The sequence below is a fragment of the Petrimonas mucosa genome, from assembly GCF_900095795.1.
Lineage (GTDB): Bacteria > Bacteroidota > Bacteroidia > Bacteroidales > Dysgonomonadaceae > Petrimonas > Petrimonas mucosa.
Window position 1 is genome coordinate 348,548 of the sequence record NZ_LT608328.1, and the last position, 19,010, is coordinate 367,557.

Consider the following 19,010-nt stretch of genomic DNA (forward strand, 5'->3'; position numbering starts at 1 on the left):
ATATAAAATGCTGAAATTATGAAGTTAAACAAAATACTCTTACCGATAACAATCCTGTTTTTCATTGCGGGGACAGTTTCTTGTGAAAGTTATCTCGATAAGGAAGAGGACCTTCCAATGAGTTTCCCGAAAATATGGGAAAAAAGAGCCACGATAGAACAGGCATTAAGTAATGTCTGGGGATATATGACATCGCCGGACGAAATGGTGGATGGACATCCCTTCATAGGTGCATCTGATGAGGGGTCTGCTACTTATGACAGGGCATACAGGCTCATTAATTTTGGTACCTGGAACCCATCCAATGTCCCTTATCAAAAATGGGCCCAATACTATCGGGGAATCCGCGAGGCAACAATATTCATGCAGAATGCCCCCGATGCACCGGCTGCAGACCTGGAAGATGTTGAGAGAGAGCAGTGGCCTGTAGAAGCCCGTTTTGCAAGAGCCTACTATTACTATCAACTGGTGCAGTTGTATGGTCCGGTCATGATTCTTGGCGATGAACTGCTCGACTTCAATCTTTCGATTGAAGAGTTGCAACGTCCCAGAAACAGCATGGAGGAGTGCGTGGAATTCATCATTTCTGAACTTAGAGAGTGTGAAAAGCATCTCCCCGTGGAACAGACACCCCAATATTATGGCAAACCGACCAAAGGTGCATGCAAGGCTATCATTTCCGAGCTGACCCTGTTTTATGCCAGACCGTTATTCAATGGAAACAAGCTATATGCGAATATCAGGAACCAGGATGGAAAAGAGCTGTTCCCCGGTATCGCAAATGTAGACATGGACAGATGGAAGGCTGCAGCTGCTGCGGCTAAGGAGATCATCGACATGAATGAATATGAGCTCTACAAAGTTGAGTCCAATGGAGAAATTGATCCTTTGAAATCATATCAGGGTGTTTTCCTGGAATTATGGAACAACGAACTTATCTGGGCAAGATATAAGGGAGGATATTATGCACGAGTTCATACAACCCCACGTATTGCCGGAGGTGTAGCTTATGGTGGTGTAAGTCCAACCCAGCAACAGGTTGATACTTATGCCATGAGCAATGGAATATATCCCATCACCGACTATAATCCTGATGGTACGCCAATTATTGATTCAAGGTCGGGATACGATGAAGATGGATTTACCAATTTTGAGCATCCATTAGATAAGGGGGGTGCAAAAAGAACCTATAATATGTATCTAAATCGTGAGCCAAGGTTTTATGCCACAGTATTGTGGAGTGGTTGCAAACTGCCCTACACCGGCTCAAGCGCAATTGTAAACTTCGGATTCAATGGCAACTCGGGTGGTGGTATAAGTCACGACTACCCCAAGCCAGGTTATATGGTACGCAAATGGACCGACCCCGCACTGAACACATCCGGTGGACAATGGGGCAACATGACATGGCCGATTTTCAGATATGCCGAGATTTTGCTGAATTACGTAGAGGCTCTGAATGAATATGATCCGTCGCACGGAGACATATTGAAGTATCTGAATCAGATACGCGAACGGGCAGGGGTTCCCAATATAGAAGATGTATATCCGGAAGCAGTAGGAAATCAGGAGTTGATGCGCGAGTTGATCAGAAGAGAGAGAAGAGTTGAACTTTCATTTGAGAACAAAAGATTCTTCGATACCCGTACATGGATGATTGCAGAGGAAGTAGATGGTGGTCCGATGTGGGGAATGAACACCTCTTCCAGCGCACCTTCTCCCAACGCCTCAACTACTCCAGAAGCTTTCTGGGAGCGGACAGTTTTTGAAACACGTGTATTTGAACCTAAACACTACCTCTATCCAATACACCAGAGAGAATTGGACAGAAATGAATTGATAACTCAAAATTATGGATGGTAAAATGAAGAGCCTCAATATAAAAAAATATTTCTCTGTAATAATTTGTCTATTATTACTGGGAGTTGCATCCTGTAGCGACCATAGACTGGATTACATATCATCGCCTAAACTCTATCTTCCTAAAAGTGGAGAAGTAGACCTGATCATTTACAAAACAGGCGAACCGTTTGTCTTTAAATTGGGCGTTACAAAATCGGGTATCGAAGATGTTGCAGCTGATGCGCAGTTGAGCATCATGAGTGAAGCGGAACTGGCTGCCTACAATAGTGCAAACAACACCAACTACAAGAGGTTGCCGGATAATTGCTTCAATTTGAATAATTCGAATGTAAGCTTTGACAAGGAGAGCAAATTGGAATATTTTGACATATTGATCCGATATGACTCGATTGACCAGATTGCAGATTTCGATGAAGAGAACAGTGCCGACTATGTGATTCCAGCAAGACTGTCTGATGCCTCACTCGAGACAAACGAGGAGAAGCTGATCGCCATCATTAAGCCGGTATTGAGAGAGCCGCTTATCTACTTCAAGTCGTCTGAAACGAAAGTGACGATTGAAGCTGGCAAGCAAGCAGCATACCGGGAGGATATCGATATTCAGGTAGATTTTGACAACTACTGGGATATATCGGTAGACCTGGTTGTGGATCCTGCACTTGCAGATGAGTATAATGCATCGAATGGTGTCAACCTGCCCCTATTACCTGCGGAGAGTTATTCCATCACTCCATCGCCTGCAGTCATCGCAAATGGAAAGAAATCGGTGAAGGTTTCCATCGAATTGAATGCCGACCTGATTGACTATGACGATTTTATATTGCCGATCGTAATTGATGGCACTTCAAAGTTCAGTGCAGATACTGCAAAGAATGTACATTACCTGTATGTTTCAAAACCTGCCATGCGTTTCGACAGGACAGGGTGGACCATTGTTGATTTTTCGTCAGAAGAGCCCTCGGGTGAGGGTGCCAACAACGGAACTGCAATATGTGTGCTTGATGGCAATCCCGCAACCTACTGGCATAGTCAGTGGGCTGGCGCTACAGGCCAGTTGCCGCACCACTTCACCATCGACATGAAAAAGGAGCTTCTGGTCACCTCAGTTGACTTGCAGAGAAGACCCAACCAGCGCGATACACAGGGTGGAAACTTCTATATCAGCTCCGATAATGTGACATTTACATACATTGGCTCTTTCCAGATGGCAGAAGTTGATGAACCTCAAACATTTAAAGTAACTTCTACTCATGGCAGGTATCTGAAAGTTGAAATAACGGAGAGCCGGCGGCCGCCATTTGCAAACATGAGCGAGGTTTATGTGAGAGGCGTTGAATGAAGCTTGTTGATTCAATGACAGAGATAAGAGAGTTAGTAACTATCAATCGGAAAGTTGTCTGATAATCACTGATATGATGTATCTACCTGAATTATTGACAATTCAGGTAGATACATCTATTTTCAAAAACCTTAAAAAGGTAGATGCCACTATCAGTATTTAAGAGCAACTTGATGAACAAGACAATATTACATATATATGAAGTTATTTAAACCAGCCATTGCCCTACTGCTTTTGGTAGTATCCTGTTTTTTTGTGGAGGGATCTCCTGTAACATCTGATATCTCCAACGACATGGAGGTTTTTGCCAATCTCACGGCAACTGCTTTAAAACCTGGTGTGAAAAGAAAACATATCAGGCAGATGAAGAATCCGGTTTTAAAGGAGCTGGCAAGTAAAATTTACAGTAAAAAATATCAACCGGGCATTCTATTGGCCGACTATGAGGCTTATCTGGATCCCGGAATTCTGGGAGAACAACTTAGAATTGGCGACGGGTTCAGTAAATATGAGGGGATTACAGGTGTGGTACTGGACAAGGGTTTGAATTACATATTTGTTGGCGAAACATATGGAAATGAGATATCCCTTGTTGTTCCGGAGTGGACAAGAAGAGCTCCTGAAGGCATCAAGCCCGAACAGGATCCAGACGGGTGGGGATTGCATAGTGAAACACACAAACTGAAGGAGGGGCTCAACCTGGTGAATTTGGAAAAGGGTGGACATGCCTATATCCAGTACTTCACAAAAGATGACCCTGAAAAATATCCCCCAATCACCGTACATTTTCCAACAGGAAAAGTCAATGGTTATTTCGATATCACGAGAGGCGATACAAACACCCAATTCAACAGACTGCTTGACAATGCCATCAGTCCGATTATGGATATCAGGGGAAAGTATATCCAGGTAGCCTTCCCGGTTGACAGTTTAAAGATATTTGCCTATAACAAGGGGGTAGAGCTGATCAACAACTTCGATACGATCGCTGCATTGCAAAGAGAATTCATTGGATGGAAGAAGGAGGGCATATCTCCCAAGAACCATGTACTTGCAAGGATAAACTACCACTACTACATGTTCCGTGACCGGGATGGGGTTGCCTATATTGATTGGGCAATGCGCATGGTTGCCGATCCTGAAAGCATCATCAAGGGCGATCCCTGCTGGGGTTTCAGCCATGAGCTGGGGCACGTATTGCAAATGCGGCCGCAACTTACCTGGGGCGGCATGACCGAGGTAAGCAACAATATACTTACTCTCTACTCAACCACCATGCTGGGTAACAGGAGTAGACTCTCCGTAGAGAACAGATATAAGGAGGCCAGGGAGGAGATTCTTGACAAGGGCATCTCTTATCTGTCATATCCCGGCGAGAACAATGGCGGAAACCAATATGGCGGAGGGGTAAATACCGATGTTTTCCATCGTCTTGTTCCCTTCTGGCAATTGCACCTCTACTTTACACAACAGGGATACCCGGAGTTTTATCCGGACCTGATGATTGCCATGAGAAAAAGAGAGCCAGTGGCTGTCGGACAAAGAAATAAGGACTATTTGAACATGCTTGAGTTTTGCCGCCTGGCCTGTGAGGTTTCACAGACCGATCTGACCGAGTTCTTCGAGCGATGGGGCTTTTTCTATGTCGGGAAAATTGAGGTGAACGACTATGCCAAATATAGTTATGATATTCTTGAAGAGGAGGTTGCTGCTGTTAAGAAAGCCATTGCCGAAATGAATCTTCCAAAACCCAAAGTGGATATCACCCTGCTGGAAGATTAATTGAATATCCTGTTGTCATGTCAAACAAATAGAATGATTCACGCCATGCTACCATTGATGAGGTCAGTCAGATCTATTTTGCTATGCATACTGTGTAGCAGCTTCATTTTTTCCTGTTCAGACAAGGATGATACACCTCCTTTCCTGACGGTTAAGCCGGAAAGGCTTCATCTGGCATCCACAGCCTCCCAAGCTGTTGTCAACATATCAACCAATGCTGTTGAATGGAGTGCAACTGCAAGCCCTTCTGCCTCGGGCTGGCTGACAATTCAGAAAAGAGAAAAGGATATTACAGTGTCAGTTACGGAAAACCTGGATGAGAATACACGTGAAGGTGAAATAACCATTAAAGCCGGCAATCTCACAGAGGTTGTAGAGGTGGTGCAGATGGGCCAGACTCCTGTAATTCTGGTTTCATCCAACAGCTTCACTGTTTCGGCCGACGGAGGTATGCTAACTTTGGAAATCACATCAAACACCCGGTATGAGATGGTCATCCCTCAGGAGGCCCAATCATGGATAACAGTGCTGGAAGGGGTCCGTGCGGCAGGAATGGTAAAATCTGAGTATGAGTTGGATATTGCCTGGAATAGCGCGGATGTGGAGAGAAAGGCCGAAATCACCATCAAACAAACTGACGGGAACATTTCTGAAAAAGTGTCAATCATCCAGAAGGCACAAGAGGGTTATACCGGAGGATCGGCAAATGATATTCTGGATGATATCAGGGTGCCGGTAAGCAGTGCCACTGCCAGTTCATTCCAACCCGGAGAAGGTATCGAGAAGTCTGTTGATGGTGACTATTCCACAATTTATCATTCCAATTGGAACAACAGTGCGCCAGATTATTTCCCCATTACCATCGATTACCATTTTCAAGATCAGGAATCAATAGATTATCTGATTTATCATCCACGCACCAGCGGCTGGAATGGACATTTCAAGGAGGTTGAGATATGGGCTTCGACCCAGTCGGATCCTGCATTTGAAAAGATGATGGATTTCGACTTCATGGGGTCGGGTTCAGCCACAAAAGTGGTCTTTGATGCACCTGTCATTGAACCAAAAACCATCAGGTTTGTCGTTAAATCAGGAGCCGGAGACGGACAGGGCTTTGCGGCTTGTGCAGAGATGGAGTTTTACAGGTTCAATCCGGACAATTTCAATCCGCTCTCAATTTTCACCGACATGACCTGCTCGGAGTTGAAACCTGGCATAACCATGAAAGAGATAGAGCAAATTCCCGGTAATCTTTTCAGAAATATTGCTCTCTATCTGTATAATGGCACATATCCGGGAGAGTTCAGGATTCAGGAGTACAGAGCATGGCCGCACCCTGACGCATGGGCCAGGGAAAATAAAACATCTACCCTCAGCCTGCTTGATAATCCAACTGGCATGACTGTTGCCAAAGATGAAGATTTGGTTGTCTTTGTTGGTGAAACAGGTGGATATCCGATTAGCCTGAAGATTCAAAATCTTGATTTGCCGGGAGGGGATGGCTATGACAATGCCTCATATTACCCACTTTCGCCCGGAATCAATAAACTTAAGGCCAGAAACGAAGGCTTGATATATCTGTTCTATCACACACCAGATTATGAGACAGCACCAAAAATCAAAGTACATTTTGCAACAGGAAAGGTCAATGGTTATTACGATTCACAGAAGCATGGCCCCGAAGATTGGCCGCGCCTTCTGAATCAGGCTGTAGCCAAGTATTTTGATGTGTTGGGGGCATATGCGCATCTGACATTCCCAACGCAGGATTTCAGGCAGTATGCTGCCACCAATGGTCCTGAACTTATTGACTCATACGACGATCTTGTCAGACTGGAAGCCGAATTCATGGGGCTGATGAAATACAACCGTCCAACTGTCAACAGGGCTTACTTTCATGTCATGTACCACTCCTATATGTATGCCACATCATACAGAACAGCATACCATTCAGGCACAACAAGTGCAATACTCAGCCTCAACAGTTTAAGGGCAGAACCCTGGGGACCGGCCCATGAGCTGGGTCATACATTCCAGACCCGGCCCGGATTTTTGTGGCGTGGCATGACCGAGGTGACCAATAATCTTCATTCCCTATATGTGCAAACTCAATGGGGGAATATCTCCCGCATTGAGTCTGAGAATCTAGACCGTTTTAATAACAGGTACGAGAAGGCATATTATAACTCCTTCATTCAGAACATTCCACACCCGGGGGAGGAGGATGTATTTTGCAAGCTTGTCTCCCTGTGGCAATTACAGTTATACTTCGCAGAAGCAAGAGGGCTGGTTGATGTTTATAAGGATCTATATGAAATGGTGCGCATATCACCCAACAAGGCAACGGCAGGTGAGCAGCAACTTGAGTTTGTGAAGATGATGTGCGAAATTACAGAAACAGATCTGACCGGCTTCTTCCATAAGTGGGGCTATCTTTCTCCTTATGATGAGATCATTGATGACTATGGCACGGGACGCTTCCTGATTACTCAAGAGCAAATTGATGAGGTGGTAGCAGAGATAAAGGCAAAGAACTATGCTCCCTTGACTGAAAAGCTTGAGTATATATGCGACTCAAATGTCGATTACTTTAAAAACAGATGGCAGGTCAAGGAGGGAACTGCTACAGCAAATGGCACGACAATCGTAATGACCGGCTGGGAAAATGTGGTTGCATATGAGGTGTATCAGGGGGACGATCTTTTGTTTGTCTCCAATAAAAGCAAGTTTACGATAGACCAGAAATACAACGACAGTATTGTGGTCTATGCATTATCATATGACGGAAATAGAACCAAAGTGAATTTCTAAAAATAAAAACAGAATCAAATTATGCAGAAAAGTTTATTTGCATTTGCCATTTTACTGGCATCACTTCTTTTGGGAGGTTGTACCCCGAAAGGCACGACAACAGCAGGCAGAGGCACTGTAGAACCCATACAGGTCCCCGTTCCGGTACGTCCGGCAGGACAAGGGGATGTGATTGGATTGACCGCTCCCAAGATAGAGACAGTGCGCGTAGGTTTCATTGGCCTGGGCATGAGGGGGCCCGGAGCCGTAAGTCGTTTCACACATATTCCCGGAACCCGGATAGTTGCACTATGCGATATTCACGAAGAGAGGGTAGAGAATGCCCAAAAGATTCTTGAGAATGCAGGTTTGCCAAGAGCCGCAGCCTACAGTGGTAGCGAAGATGCATGGAAAGAGCTTTGCCAGCGCGATGATATCGACCTTGTCTATATTGCGACAGACTGGAAGAAACATGCCATGATGATGATTTATGCCATGGAGCAGGGCAAGCATGTGGCTTGTGAAGTTCCGGCAGCCATGACATTGGATGAGATCTGGGCAATCATCGACACAGCCGAAAGAACCCGAAAGCATGCCATGCAACTGGAGAATTGTGTTTACGACTTCTTTGAGCTGACAACTCTCAACATGGCACAACAGGGTCTGTTTGGTGAAATTCTACATGCCGAAGGTGCATACATTCATGATCTTGGTGCTTTCTGGGATTATTATGAAGGCGACTGGCGCTTGCAGTACAACAAAGAGTTCAGAGGCGATGTCTATGCCACACATGGCATGGGACCTGCAGCCCAGGCCCTGGATATTCACCGTGGCGACAAGATGAACATTCTTGTCTCAATGGATACAAAACCAGTAAACATTCCTGAGTACCTGATCGAGAAGAGGGGCATGGATCGCGATAGCGCATATCAGTTTGCCAATGGTCAGCACACCATGACAATGATCAGCACGGAGAAGGGTAAAACAATCCAAATTCAACACGATGTAGCTTCTCCACGTCCATACTCCCGCATGTATCAGTTGAGTGGGACAAAAGGGTTCGCCAACAAGTATCCAATTGAGGGGTATGCTCTTGATGCGTCATCATTAAAAGGAGGCGAAATCCCCAACCTGGAAAATCTGAATGCACACAGCTTTGTACCCAAAGAGACGAAGGAGGCTCTGATGGAGACATACAAGCACCGCATTCACAGGGAGCTGGAGGAGAAGGCCAGAGAGGTTGGCGGACATGGAGGCATGGACTTCATCATGGACTACAGACTGGTTTACTGCCTGCAAAACGGACTTCCATTAGACATGGATGTTTACGACCTTGCAGAGTGGTGCTCGCTTGCAGAACTTAGCCGAATCTCCATCGAAAACAACAATGCACCTGTAGCAGTACCCGATTTCACACGTGGCAACTGGAATAAGGTTCAAGGTTACAGGCACGCTTTTGCGGAGTGATCCGTTTCCCTGTCACGACAGGAGATTGTCCCGATCGGGGCAATCTCTTTTTTGAGATCCTGTACGGAATGAATGGAGAGCCGCCCTGTTATCCTCCCGGATGCAGTGTACCGATTCTCTTTTTTGCATATTATGGTCATACCTGCTGAAGGCAGCGATTTTTGGACAATATTCACTCTTTCACAGGACGCAATCTGGGAAACACCTGGCATGGTTGTCTGAAGCATCAGAACAAATTTAAGATTATTGACAACAGAGAGATATTTCAATGTTACCACCCGCAAGGATGCGGGTAGCAAGGCTGTGCAATAGAAAGTGGATTATGGGTATCAGTACAACCTTGCCAAGCGGCCAGAGAGAATGGGGTGAAAAAAGCTTTCGCTTTTAAGGTGAATGGCCGCCAGGGCAACAACAAACTCGCAATACCTGCAGTAGGCAAACGGAAAAGATGGCTGCTGTAGCCGATTTCACAGATGAACTCAACAATAAATCATCTTCTTGGTCATTCCCCCGTCGATGACAATATTCTGACCGTTGATGAAATCATTCTCGGGCTGGCACAGGAACAGGCAGGCTCGCGCAATATCTTCGGGTTTGCCCACTCTGCCCGATGGGTGTTGAGTGTGATCCTGTTCGGTGAGCAGATCATAGCTGCCAGTCTCGATCCATCCCGGGCTGATACAGTTTACAGTGACATGGTACTTGCTTAACGACAGAGCAAGGGCGTGGGTCAGCGAAACGATAGCCCCTTTGGATGCTGCATATGCTTCCGAATTGGGTTCGCTCATCAGGTGGCGGGTAGATGCCATGTTGATGATGCGTCCGTAGCGGTTCAGTTGAGGATGGGCATCACGATGTTTTGCCAGGGTCCGGGCAGTGATGAAGATGGGACGCAAGTTGATATCCATCACCTTGTCGAAATCTTCAACGGTGATGTCGAGCATGGAGTTAAAATGGCTGACCCCGGCATTATTGATGATTACATCGATATTTCCCTTCGCCTCAATTACCTTGTTAACTGATTGTTCCAGTACTCTTGCATCTGATAAGTCAACTTCATGATATGTGCATTTGTAGGAGGAGAGTTCATTAGACAACTTCTCACCTGCAACTGTGTCTATATCACAGAATGTTACATCGGCACCATCTTTACAGAAGAGGGTGACGATTGCTTTTCCTATCCCGTTGGCTCCTCCGGTGACATATACAATTTTATCCATCATCTTTTTCCTACAAATTCCCGCTTTTTTGAGTGGATAACACTATTTTCTCTGGAAGCGCATCACTGCGATATCTCCCATGATCATGTTGAGGGTATTACCGTCAATACTGTATTTCGACACGGTTTGCAATGTTTTGAAGAAGGTGGCTTCTCCATTACCTGGACATGCCATACGGGTCGACACCGGCTGGTTGAATTTAATGTTATTGCCGTCGAGGGTGAATGTCGTGTTGAAGCTATTGCATCCACCGTTCCCGGTGACCTTTGTTTCCGGAAGATTAAAGGTGATCTCCGGCTTCCTGTCGGGAAATAGTCCATCGAAGGCGATCCTGGTCCCCGAAATATAATCGAGTACCCAAGTTCCGTTCAATGCCTGCATACCATTCTCATCTACCAGTTGAAACCGTGCCAATGGTGCCATGCGGGCCCTGTTCAGAGATAAGATATCACCATCCAACGTGTAATTATCTGCCATCTCCAGCACTTTAACCAGTTCCGATTCCACTTCCATGTTGTCGCAAGCCATCAAGGTTGAGATGCCCCTGGCGAACGCGATCCGGTTATTCTCCTTGAGTGTATATTCTCCACCCAGCCCGTTACATCCAGCAGAAGCTGCGTAACGGTTATTCTCGCTATTTAGCTGCAAGAACGGAATTTGTCCGTTGATTTTCTCTTCAACCCTGTTTCCCCTAAGCTCGACAAGCTGCCACTTTTTTCCTGCAATTTCTGTGGTGGAACCAATTGCGGTAGTTGTTGCCGTTTTTTGTGAGCTGATGCAACTGCCCAGTACAATCACAACAGAGATGAACGATGCCAGAAACCTTTGCTTCATAATCATAAATTTAGTTTTATAGCGTTCAAACGCATTTTTTCGTTTAAAACATTTTTATGATCCGATATGTTCTCTTCCGGCTGTTATTTCTTGGGTTCTTCTGTTAAGCTCTGTTGGTTGGCTGATCTTCCTTTTCGGATATTCCCGTCAGAGACTAATTTTTACCCACTTTTTTTGCCAATGGAAGAGATGGGTGTAACAGTTGTAATGATATTGCTCTACAACAGGATATCAGAATGTATTTCTCTTGATTAGACTAAAATCACATCTAACCTTTCTCATTCTCTTTTCGATGATCATTTTGGCTGCAAGTTCTCCCATCTGCTTGAAATTTGTTGAAAAAACGGTTAAACCGTCAAGAATAATTTCATTAATCGGAGATTCATTGTAAGAGATAATGTAGCCTTCCCTATTTGTAGGACAGTTCCAAGTTAGACAACAATATTAACTTTGTTAGGCATAGGAACAACAATGAAAAAGAAAGTACACAGCGAGTCAGAGAAGGTGAAGGCAGTCCATCAGCTTGAAAGTGGAGTAGATGCCTCAGTTGTAGCGCGTGACTACAACATATCCAGAGCGACCCTTTATAATTGGAAGTCCAAGTACAGTGGGATGGAGGTAAGTCAGGTCAAACGCCTCAAAGAGCTTGAAGATGAGAACCGCAAGTTGAAACAGATGTATGCTGACCTTGCTCTCGACAACAAGATCCTGAAGGAGGTCATCGAAAAAAAACTCTAGAGCCCGAGGTAAAGAAGGAACTGGCATGCGAGATAGTGGAAGAATACGGTATAAGCATCTCTCGGGCGTGCAAGCTGATGGAAATCCATCGCTCCTACTTCTACTATAGAGAGAAGAAAGATGACACCGAAGTTGAAGAGGCAATCCGTGCTGCCGCCGAGTTTGGTGATGGCTTCTGGAAAATATATTCAAGACTGAGACGTGAGGGTAAGGGATGGAACCACAAGAAGGTTTACAGGGTGTACCAGGCAATGCACTATGAGAAACGAAGCCGATTGAAGAAACGTTTACCTGCAAGGGTTAAGAACCCTCTGGTTATGCCTAAAGAGCCCAATGTTACCTGGTCTATTGATTTTATCAGTGACAGGATTGAGTGCGGAAGGCAGTTCCGCGTTCTTAACATCATAGATGATGCCTGCAAGATTGCTGTGGCTCAGGAGATATCGATGTCCATGCCGGCAAAACGGGTCATTAAAGTTCTGGAAAAGATCATATGGCTGAATGGCAAACCAAAGAACATACGCTGCGACAATGGCCCTGAGTTTATCGCCCAAGTGTTCAAAGATTGGTGCAAAGGAAATGAGATAAACATCATCTATATTCAGCCTGGTAAACCCACTCAGAACGGTTACATTGAACGCTTCAACGGAAGCTACAGAAGGGCTGTACTTGATAGGTATATTTTCCGCAACATATCTGAAGTCAGGGAACTGACCGAAGCTTGGCGGAAAGACTACAATGAAGAACGGCCCCATGAGTCGTTGGACAACATGACGCCCATTGAATATAGGGAAGAACTGATAAAAAGAAAGGAAGCAGTATGACAGATGTTTTGACAAGCAAAGGTAACACGAGCCGCTACAGCGGTCAAGGCCAAGACGAGTGCCCTTACGGGCAGTCTTGCCCGCTGTATCGCCTCGTATTGGGAGTGGCTTATCAAAAATCTGTCTGACATCATAACATTGTACACGTAAATAACTAATTTAGCAGTCTAATCTATGACTGTCCTAAAAAGGGGTAGCTTACACTTCGAGGAGAAGTATCTGTCGGGTAAGCCGGATACAGTGTCCAGTGCGACCATCCGGTCGTTTACATTTACCTCGCTGGATAACCTGAAGGGGTGTTCTCCCAAAGGAAAAATTGGAAATATAGGTCTGAGCCGGTTGATAACTGGAGGGAACCTGATTGGAGGGTGGGCCCATTCCCGTGATTTGATTTATGTATCTAAACTGGTGAAGGCTTATCACACTGACGAAAAAGTGATGATGACCTTGCAGCTTGCCGAGAAATGCGGTATAGATACCCTTCTTTGTAATCCGCAACTTGCACGCATAATAAATAAGTACTGGCGTGAAACGAAGGGGAAGATCCAGTTTCTCTCGGATTGTGGCCATAAGGATGGTTTCCTGGAGGGGATAAGGATATCGCAGGAGGCCGGGGCTATAGCCATGTATTGTCAGGGCGAGATGGCCGACAGGTTGGTGAGGGACGGAAAACTGTCGGAAATATCGGACGGGGTGAAACTGATACGCAGCTACGGAAAGCCTGCCGGAATTGGAGCACATCGGCTGGAAACAATCAAGGCTTGTGTTGAAAACGGCATAAGACCGGACTTCTGGGTAAAGACACTTCATCATCACAACTACTGGTCTGCACAACCCAATGCGGAATGGCACGATAACATCTATTGCTTCGAACCGCAGGAGACCATCGATTATATGAATAGGCTCGAAGAACCATGGATTGCATTCAAAGTGCTGGCTGCCGGTGCAATTGATCCGAAAGATGGTTTTAAGTATGCATTTGATAACGGTGCCGATTTTATTTGCGTGGGGATGTATGATTTCCAGATAGTAGATGATACGAATATTCTACTGGATACACTTTCGAATGTGCAGCGCGTGAGACCATGGAGGGGTTAGTGTTTTGTGGAAAAAATACACACACCCTGATTTTTTTTTCTGAATGTGATGGCTGTTTTTTCTATTAAGTTACCTTTGTTATGGATTTATTTTATAAATAATAGAATACGCGCATTGATTTTTATTTTTATCCAACCAAAACCTTAACTATGTTTTTATTCATTTCCGTAGTGGTTACGGAAAGCTTAAAAGCATAGTTTTTTTAATCTCTTTTTCCTCAACAACTCTTTACAGGTCTTGTTTGTTATATTTGAAAATTGAACAGCTATATGGGCTATGAAATTGAACGCAAGTTCCTGGTAGGCGGTGATTTCAAATCGCATGCGCACTTCCACTATGTAATGAAGCAGGGCTATCTATCCTTGTCGGGTACCAGTGTGGTGCGGGTACGGATAAAGGGCGAGAAAGGGTATATAACTGTAAAAAGCAAAGCAGGGGAAAATGGTATTACCCGACGGGAGTGGGAGTATGAGATTCCGCTCCGAGATGCGGAGGAGATGTTGCTCCTTTGTGACGAGGGGGTGATTGAGAAAACCCGATACCTGGTGACAGTCGGGAGACATACCTTTGAAGTGGATGAGTTTGAAGGTGACAATAAGGGGCTTCTGATTGCGGAACTGGAACTGGAAAGTGAAGATGAACCCTACGAGAAGCCCGATTGGCTGGGAGGTGAGGTGACCGGAGACGTTCGTTACTATAACTCCTATCTTTCAATTCATCCCTACAGGGAGTGGGCCGAACAATAGCAAAAAAAGCGGCAATCGCCGCTTTTTCCTTCTCTCTATTCAACTATTGTTACCCATCCATGAATATCTGGCTCATCGCCGTATTGGATGGCACGAAGCTTCTTGTATAATTTTTCTGAAATTGGCCCCGCTTTTCCATCCTTGCTGAAGTGGTAACTTCTGTTTTCGGCCAGATCGTCGATACGGAGGATGGGACTGATAACTGCCGCCGTTCCACAGGCTCCAGCCTCCTCGAAGGTGCTGAGCTCCTCTTCGGGAATCCGGCGACGTTCGACTTTCATTCCCATGTCTTCAGCCAGTTGCATCAGACTCTTGTTGGTAATGGAAGGCAGGATGGATGTTGATTCGGGTGTGACATAAGTGTTGTTCTTGATTCCAAAAAAGTTGGCGGGACCGCATTCATCCAGGTATTTTTTCTCTTTGGCGTCAAGATAAAGAACGGCCGAATAACCCAACTTATGGGCTTTCTCACCCGCTGTCAAGCTGGCCGCGTAATTGCCGCCTACCTTGAATGTCCCGGTTCCCAGGGGAGCAGCGCGATCATATTCACGCAAGATTACCATAGGGGTAGGTTTGAACCCCTCCTTGAAATAGGGGCCGACGGGAGTGACAAAAATCAGGAATGTGTACTCCGATGCCGGTTTGACACCCACCTGTGCACTGGTTCCGATCAACAATGGGCGGATATAGAGCGATGCCCCACTCTCGTAGGGAGGAACGAACCGTTCGTTTTTCTTCACCACCAGTAAAACCATCTCCTCAAAAAGTTCCACTGGCAACTCAGCCATCATGATTCCGCGGCATGAGGATTGTAGGCGCAAGGCATTCTCGCGCATACGGAAAATCCGGATTTTCCCGTCTTTCCCCTTGAAGGCCTTCAGTCCTTCAAATGCTTCCTGTCCGTAATGGAGACAGGTGGCAGCCATATGGATGTTAAGAAACTCGGAGGTGTCGACTTGTGGTTCACTCCACTTTCCATCCTTGTAATAGGAGCGGACATTGAAGTCTGTTTTCATATAACCGAACGATAAATCGGCCCAATTGATAGTATCCATTGTTGTTCTGTTTGTATTAAAATGACTAGGTTGTATACCCTTTACAAAAGTAACATTTATTTTCAAATTATCCTGTAGTGACGATTAATTTCACTATTTTCGTATTCCCAAAAATGATAGACTTACAAACCATAGAACGCATCCAGGAGACTGCCCAGATTGTCGATGTGGTGTCGGATTTTGTTACACTACGCCGGCGGGGTGTCAACTTTGTGGGGTTATGTCCGTTTCACGACGACCGGACCCCATCATTCTATGTATCGCCTGCCAAAAATATCTGTAAATGCTTCGCCTGTGGTGAGGGGGGGTCAGCCGTGCACTTCATCATGAAGCACGAGCAGCTCTCCTATTACGAGGCGTTGAAGTACCTGGCCAAGAAATACAATATCGAGATTGTTGAAAAGGAGCTGACCAACGAGGAAAAACAGGCCCAGAGCGATAGGGATAGCATGTTTATCCTGAATGAGTTCGCCCGGGACTATTTTGTGAGAAAGCTTCACGAGGATCCCGAAGGAAAAGCAATCGGTCTGAGCTATTTCAGGGAGCGGGGATTTCGGGATGATATCATCAGGAAATTCCAACTGGGGTACAGCCCCGAACAGCGTGATGCATTTTCGACCGAGGCGCAACGTGCAGGATATAAACGGGAATATCTCCTGAAGACGGGCCTCTCTACCGGTGGTGAGAACAACAGCCCGCTGATCGACCGGTTCCGGGGTAGGGTTATTTTCCCAGTCCATACCCTGTCGGGTAAAGTGGTGGCGTTTGGAGGCCGTATCCTGAAGAAGGTGGAGAATACTGGGAAATATGTGAATTCGCCGGAGAGCGAGATCTACTCCAAGAGCAAGGAGCTTTACGGGATATATTTCTCCAAAAATGCCATAGTCAAGGCCGATAAATGCTTTCTGGTTGAGGGATATACCGATGTGTTGTCGATGCATCAGGCTGGGATTGAGAATGTAGTTGCATCGTCCGGAACCGCACTTACGCACGGTCAGATACGGATGATTCACCGGTTTTCGGAGAACATTACGGTACTTTACGACGGCGATGCCGCCGGTATAAAGGCTGCCCTGAGAGGGATCGATCTGCTGCTTCAAGACGGGATGAACGTCAAGGTGGTACTGCTGCCCGAAGGTGAGGATCCCGATTCGTTTGCCCGTAAGCTCAACGCCGAGCAGTTCAACCACTATATCAATGAACATGAGCAGGACTTTATCCGTTTTAAGACTAACCTGTTGTTGGATGAGGTGGGAGACGATCCCATAAAAAGAGCGGGACTTATTACGAATATCGTTCAGAGTATCGCCCTAATTCCAGACAGTATCAAGCGTTCCGTCTATATTCAGGATACAGCAACATTGCTGAATACCCGCGAAGATGTTGTTATTGAAGCTGTAAACAAAATCAGGATCAAAAATTTCGAGAAACGGAAGGAGCAGCTCGAGAAAGATGAATCCCGGGAGAGTGTTGCAGAGGAGGTTCTTCCTGGCAGCGATGCGGCAAATTCTAGCAACCTGAAGAAGTCAACGGCAAAAAGCCCGTATGAGAAACCGGAACGTGAATTGATCAGGTACATTGTTAGGTATGGCATGTTGCCTATCTTTGTGCGTTACGAGAAAGATAAACGGAAAGTAGGTCAGGAGGAGATCGAGGTCGATGTGGCTATAGAAGAGGGACCGACCGTTATCGAGGTTATCAGGTTCGATCTGAGAAGGGATAAATTTATCTTTACAGACGAACTCTTTTTTTCCAATCCCCTCTATCGGGTCATTTTTGAAGAGGCATGTGAACGGGTAAATGACGAGTCGTTCGTGACCGACCGCTATTTTCTAGCCCATCCCGATCCCCGGATCAGCAAGCTGGCTTCCGATCTTGTCAGCGACAAGTACCAATTGAGCAAGATCCATGCAAAGCTGATCGGTGAGAGCATCGACGATAAAAGTTCGCGCCTGAGGGAAAGGAACTTGCTAGACAAGCTGGTTGTCCGTGCCACCACGGAGCTTAAAAATGCCCATGTGATGCAGCGGATAAACGAGGTGAAAAAAGAGATTGAGACGGCAGATGGTGAACAGCTGCTGGAACGGATGGGCGAACTCAGGCGATTACAGGATTTGAAAAAAGTGCTGGCAAAAAATCTGGGAGAAAGAATCATATTGAAGTATTAGAAGTTCAACCGTTCAAAAGTATCCCTTATCAGAACATGTAAACTAACGGCGAGATATTCAGCTATTTTCGTGAATAGATCCTGTATGGCCCTGCCTACTTTCCTTTCAACAGGCGGCAGATGGGTGGCAGGAGCGACGGAGGATTCTCTGTTGGGAAGAAATATAAAAGATTGAGAAAAAACAAATGTACGTAGAAACCATCAACGTCGTAAAGCAGTATGCCAACCACCTGGCATTGAATGGGGTAAGCATTAATGTCCCTCGAGGTACAGTTTTCGGTCTGCTTGGCCCAAACGGAGCAGGGAAGACTACCCTTATCCGGATCATCACCCGCATCACGGCTCCAGATAGCGGAGAGGTGCTTATCGACGGTCGTCCTTCCAGGAGAGAAGATGTGTACAATATCGGTTACCTGCCGGAAGAGCGCGGACTGTACAGAAAAATGAAAGTGGGTGAACATGCCATCTATCTTGCTCAACTGCGTGGGTTATCAAAAGCCGATGCCCGTAGAGAGTTGATGGTTTGGTTCCAACGGTTTGATATCGCAAACTGGTACAACCGAAAAGTGGAGGAACTCTCCAAGGGGATGCAACAGAAAGTGCAGTTTATCTCCACCGTTATCCACAATCCCGATTTGTTGATTTTCGATGAACCTTTCAGCGGTTTTGATCCTGTCAACGCCGAGATGATTAAAAACGAGATGCTCCGCCTGAAAGCGGAGGGAAAAACGATAATCCTTTCCACACATAATATGGAGTCGGTGGAGACGTTGTGCGACAATATCGCACTGATCAACCGCTCGGAGGTTGTCCTTCAGGGGAGTGTGTTCGATATCCGTCGCGAGCACGCTACCAATACCTTCCGGTTTCGTATTCGTAACAGTGATTTTGCATTTGAACATTCGGCCTTTACGCTGGTATCCAAAGAGTCGTACCGCGAGTTTACCGATGTTCGCATCAGGAAACAACCTGAAGTTGCAACCAATGAACTGGCAAAACTGATTTTCGACAGGTTCGATGTGGTGGCTTTCGACGAAGAGATGCCAACGATGAACGACATTTTTATTGAAACAGTGTCACGTTAGAA

General features: G+C 45.8%; 13 protein-coding genes and 1 pseudogene. 11 read left to right on the top strand and 3 right to left on the bottom strand.

Features of this window, described 5'->3' with window-relative positions; translation table 11 throughout:
- Positions 1-18 precede the first annotated feature (18 nt).
- From ING2E5A_RS01410 to ING2E5A_RS01430, 5 genes are all read left to right on the top strand, one after another.
- The gene (locus tag ING2E5A_RS01410; RefSeq protein ID WP_071135869.1) at positions 19-1,863 is read left to right on the top strand and encodes a RagB/SusD family nutrient uptake outer membrane protein; all 1,845 of its coding nucleotides are present in this window, start codon (positions 19-21) and stop codon (positions 1,861-1,863) included.
- Positions 1,853-3,202: a BT_3987 domain-containing protein gene (locus ING2E5A_RS01415; protein ID WP_083373118.1), complete on the top strand. Its 1,350-nt coding sequence runs from the start codon at positions 1,853-1,855 to the stop codon at positions 3,200-3,202. The genes ING2E5A_RS01410 and ING2E5A_RS01415 overlap by 11 nt, the downstream gene beginning before the upstream one ends.
- 198 nt (positions 3,203-3,400) lie before the next feature.
- A complete protein-coding gene (locus ING2E5A_RS01420) occupies positions 3,401-4,984 on the top strand; it encodes a M60 family metallopeptidase (protein WP_071135871.1) in 1,584 nt (527 codons plus the stop codon).
- 57 nt (positions 4,985-5,041) lie between these two features.
- Positions 5,042-7,795 carry a M60 family metallopeptidase gene (locus ING2E5A_RS01425; RefSeq protein WP_071138126.1) on the top strand — a complete coding sequence of 918 codons (2,754 nt, stop codon included), beginning with the start codon at positions 5,042-5,044 and terminating at the stop codon, positions 7,793-7,795.
- A gap of 21 nt (positions 7,796-7,816) precedes the next feature.
- Entirely contained in the window at positions 7,817-9,241 is a 1,425-nt protein-coding gene (locus tag ING2E5A_RS01430) for a Gfo/Idh/MocA family protein (RefSeq protein WP_071135872.1), read from the top strand.
- Between the two features lie 479 nt (positions 9,242-9,720).
- Here the strand turns inward: ING2E5A_RS01430 and ING2E5A_RS15490 are convergent, their stop codons facing one another.
- Together ING2E5A_RS15490 and ING2E5A_RS15495 are read right to left on the bottom strand one after the other, a co-directional pair.
- A complete protein-coding gene (locus ING2E5A_RS15490; protein ID WP_071135873.1) occupies positions 9,721-10,464 on the bottom strand; it encodes an SDR family NAD(P)-dependent oxidoreductase in 744 nt (247 codons plus the stop codon).
- A gap of 39 nt (positions 10,465-10,503) precedes the next feature.
- The gene (locus ING2E5A_RS15495; protein WP_071135874.1) at positions 10,504-11,295 is read right to left on the bottom strand and encodes an META domain-containing protein; all 792 of its coding nucleotides are present in this window, start codon (positions 11,293-11,295) and stop codon (positions 10,504-10,506) included.
- Between the two features lie 471 nt (positions 11,296-11,766).
- On the opposite strand from ING2E5A_RS15495, the pseudogene ING2E5A_RS15560 reads away from it, so the two are divergent.
- The 4 genes and pseudogenes from ING2E5A_RS15560 to ING2E5A_RS01460 all read left to right on the top strand — a co-directional run.
- A pseudogene (locus ING2E5A_RS15560) lies at positions 11,767-12,027 on the top strand (transposase); the annotation flags it as partial.
- 41 nt (positions 12,028-12,068) lie between these two features.
- A complete protein-coding gene (locus tag ING2E5A_RS01450; RefSeq protein ID WP_231960410.1) occupies positions 12,069-12,857 on the top strand; it encodes an IS3 family transposase in 789 nt (262 codons plus the stop codon).
- A gap of 174 nt (positions 12,858-13,031) precedes the next feature.
- Positions 13,032-13,955: a hypothetical protein gene (locus tag ING2E5A_RS01455; RefSeq protein ID WP_071135876.1), complete on the top strand. Its 924-nt coding sequence runs from the start codon at positions 13,032-13,034 to the stop codon at positions 13,953-13,955.
- A gap of 269 nt (positions 13,956-14,224) precedes the next feature.
- The gene (locus ING2E5A_RS01460) at positions 14,225-14,701 is read left to right on the top strand and encodes a CYTH domain-containing protein (protein ID WP_071135877.1); all 477 of its coding nucleotides are present in this window, start codon (positions 14,225-14,227) and stop codon (positions 14,699-14,701) included.
- A gap of 35 nt (positions 14,702-14,736) precedes the next feature.
- Here ING2E5A_RS01460 and ING2E5A_RS01465 read toward each other — a convergent pair whose 3' ends face one another.
- Positions 14,737-15,792: a branched-chain amino acid aminotransferase gene (locus ING2E5A_RS01465; RefSeq protein ID WP_276743913.1), complete on the bottom strand. Its 1,056-nt coding sequence runs from the start codon at positions 15,790-15,792 to the stop codon at positions 14,737-14,739.
- Positions 15,793-15,869: 77 nt separating this feature from the next.
- Here ING2E5A_RS01465 and dnaG point away from each other — a divergent pair, with 77 nt between their 5' ends.
- Positions 15,870-17,924: a DNA primase gene (dnaG, locus tag ING2E5A_RS01470; protein ID WP_071135879.1), complete on the top strand. Its 2,055-nt coding sequence runs from the start codon at positions 15,870-15,872 to the stop codon at positions 17,922-17,924.
- Between the two features lie 184 nt (positions 17,925-18,108).
- Positions 18,109-19,008: an ABC transporter ATP-binding protein gene (locus ING2E5A_RS01475; RefSeq protein ID WP_071135880.1), complete on the top strand. Its 900-nt coding sequence runs from the start codon at positions 18,109-18,111 to the stop codon at positions 19,006-19,008.
- Positions 19,009-19,010 lie beyond the last annotated feature (2 nt).

What these genes read in the sequence shown, in the direction of transcription:
- ING2E5A_RS01410 (WP_071135869.1), top strand. Translation starts at nt 19, where the DNA reads ATGAAGTTAAACAAAATACTCTTACCGATAACAATCCTGTTTTTCATT.
- ING2E5A_RS01415 (WP_083373118.1), top strand. Translation starts at nt 1,853, where the DNA reads ATGGATGGTAAAATGAAGAGCCTCAATATAAAAAAATATTTCTCTGTA.
- ING2E5A_RS01420 (WP_071135871.1), top strand. Translation starts at nt 3,401, where the DNA reads ATGAAGTTATTTAAACCAGCCATTGCCCTACTGCTTTTGGTAGTATCC.
- ING2E5A_RS01425 (WP_071138126.1), top strand. Translation starts at nt 5,042, where the DNA reads ATGAGGTCAGTCAGATCTATTTTGCTATGCATACTGTGTAGCAGCTTC.
- ING2E5A_RS01430 (WP_071135872.1), top strand. Translation starts at nt 7,817, where the DNA reads ATGCAGAAAAGTTTATTTGCATTTGCCATTTTACTGGCATCACTTCTT.
- ING2E5A_RS15490 (WP_071135873.1), bottom strand. Translation starts at nt 10,464, where the DNA reads ATGATGGATAAAATTGTATATGTCACCGGAGGAGCCAACGGGATAGGA.
- ING2E5A_RS15495 (WP_071135874.1), bottom strand. Translation starts at nt 11,295, where the DNA reads ATGAAGCAAAGGTTTCTGGCATCGTTCATCTCTGTTGTGATTGTACTG.
- ING2E5A_RS01455 (WP_071135876.1), top strand. Translation starts at nt 13,032, where the DNA reads ATGACTGTCCTAAAAAGGGGTAGCTTACACTTCGAGGAGAAGTATCTG.
- ING2E5A_RS01460 (WP_071135877.1), top strand. Translation starts at nt 14,225, where the DNA reads ATGGGCTATGAAATTGAACGCAAGTTCCTGGTAGGCGGTGATTTCAAA.
- dnaG (WP_071135879.1), top strand. Translation starts at nt 15,870, where the DNA reads ATGATAGACTTACAAACCATAGAACGCATCCAGGAGACTGCCCAGATT.
- ING2E5A_RS01475 (WP_071135880.1), top strand. Translation starts at nt 18,109, where the DNA reads ATGTACGTAGAAACCATCAACGTCGTAAAGCAGTATGCCAACCACCTG.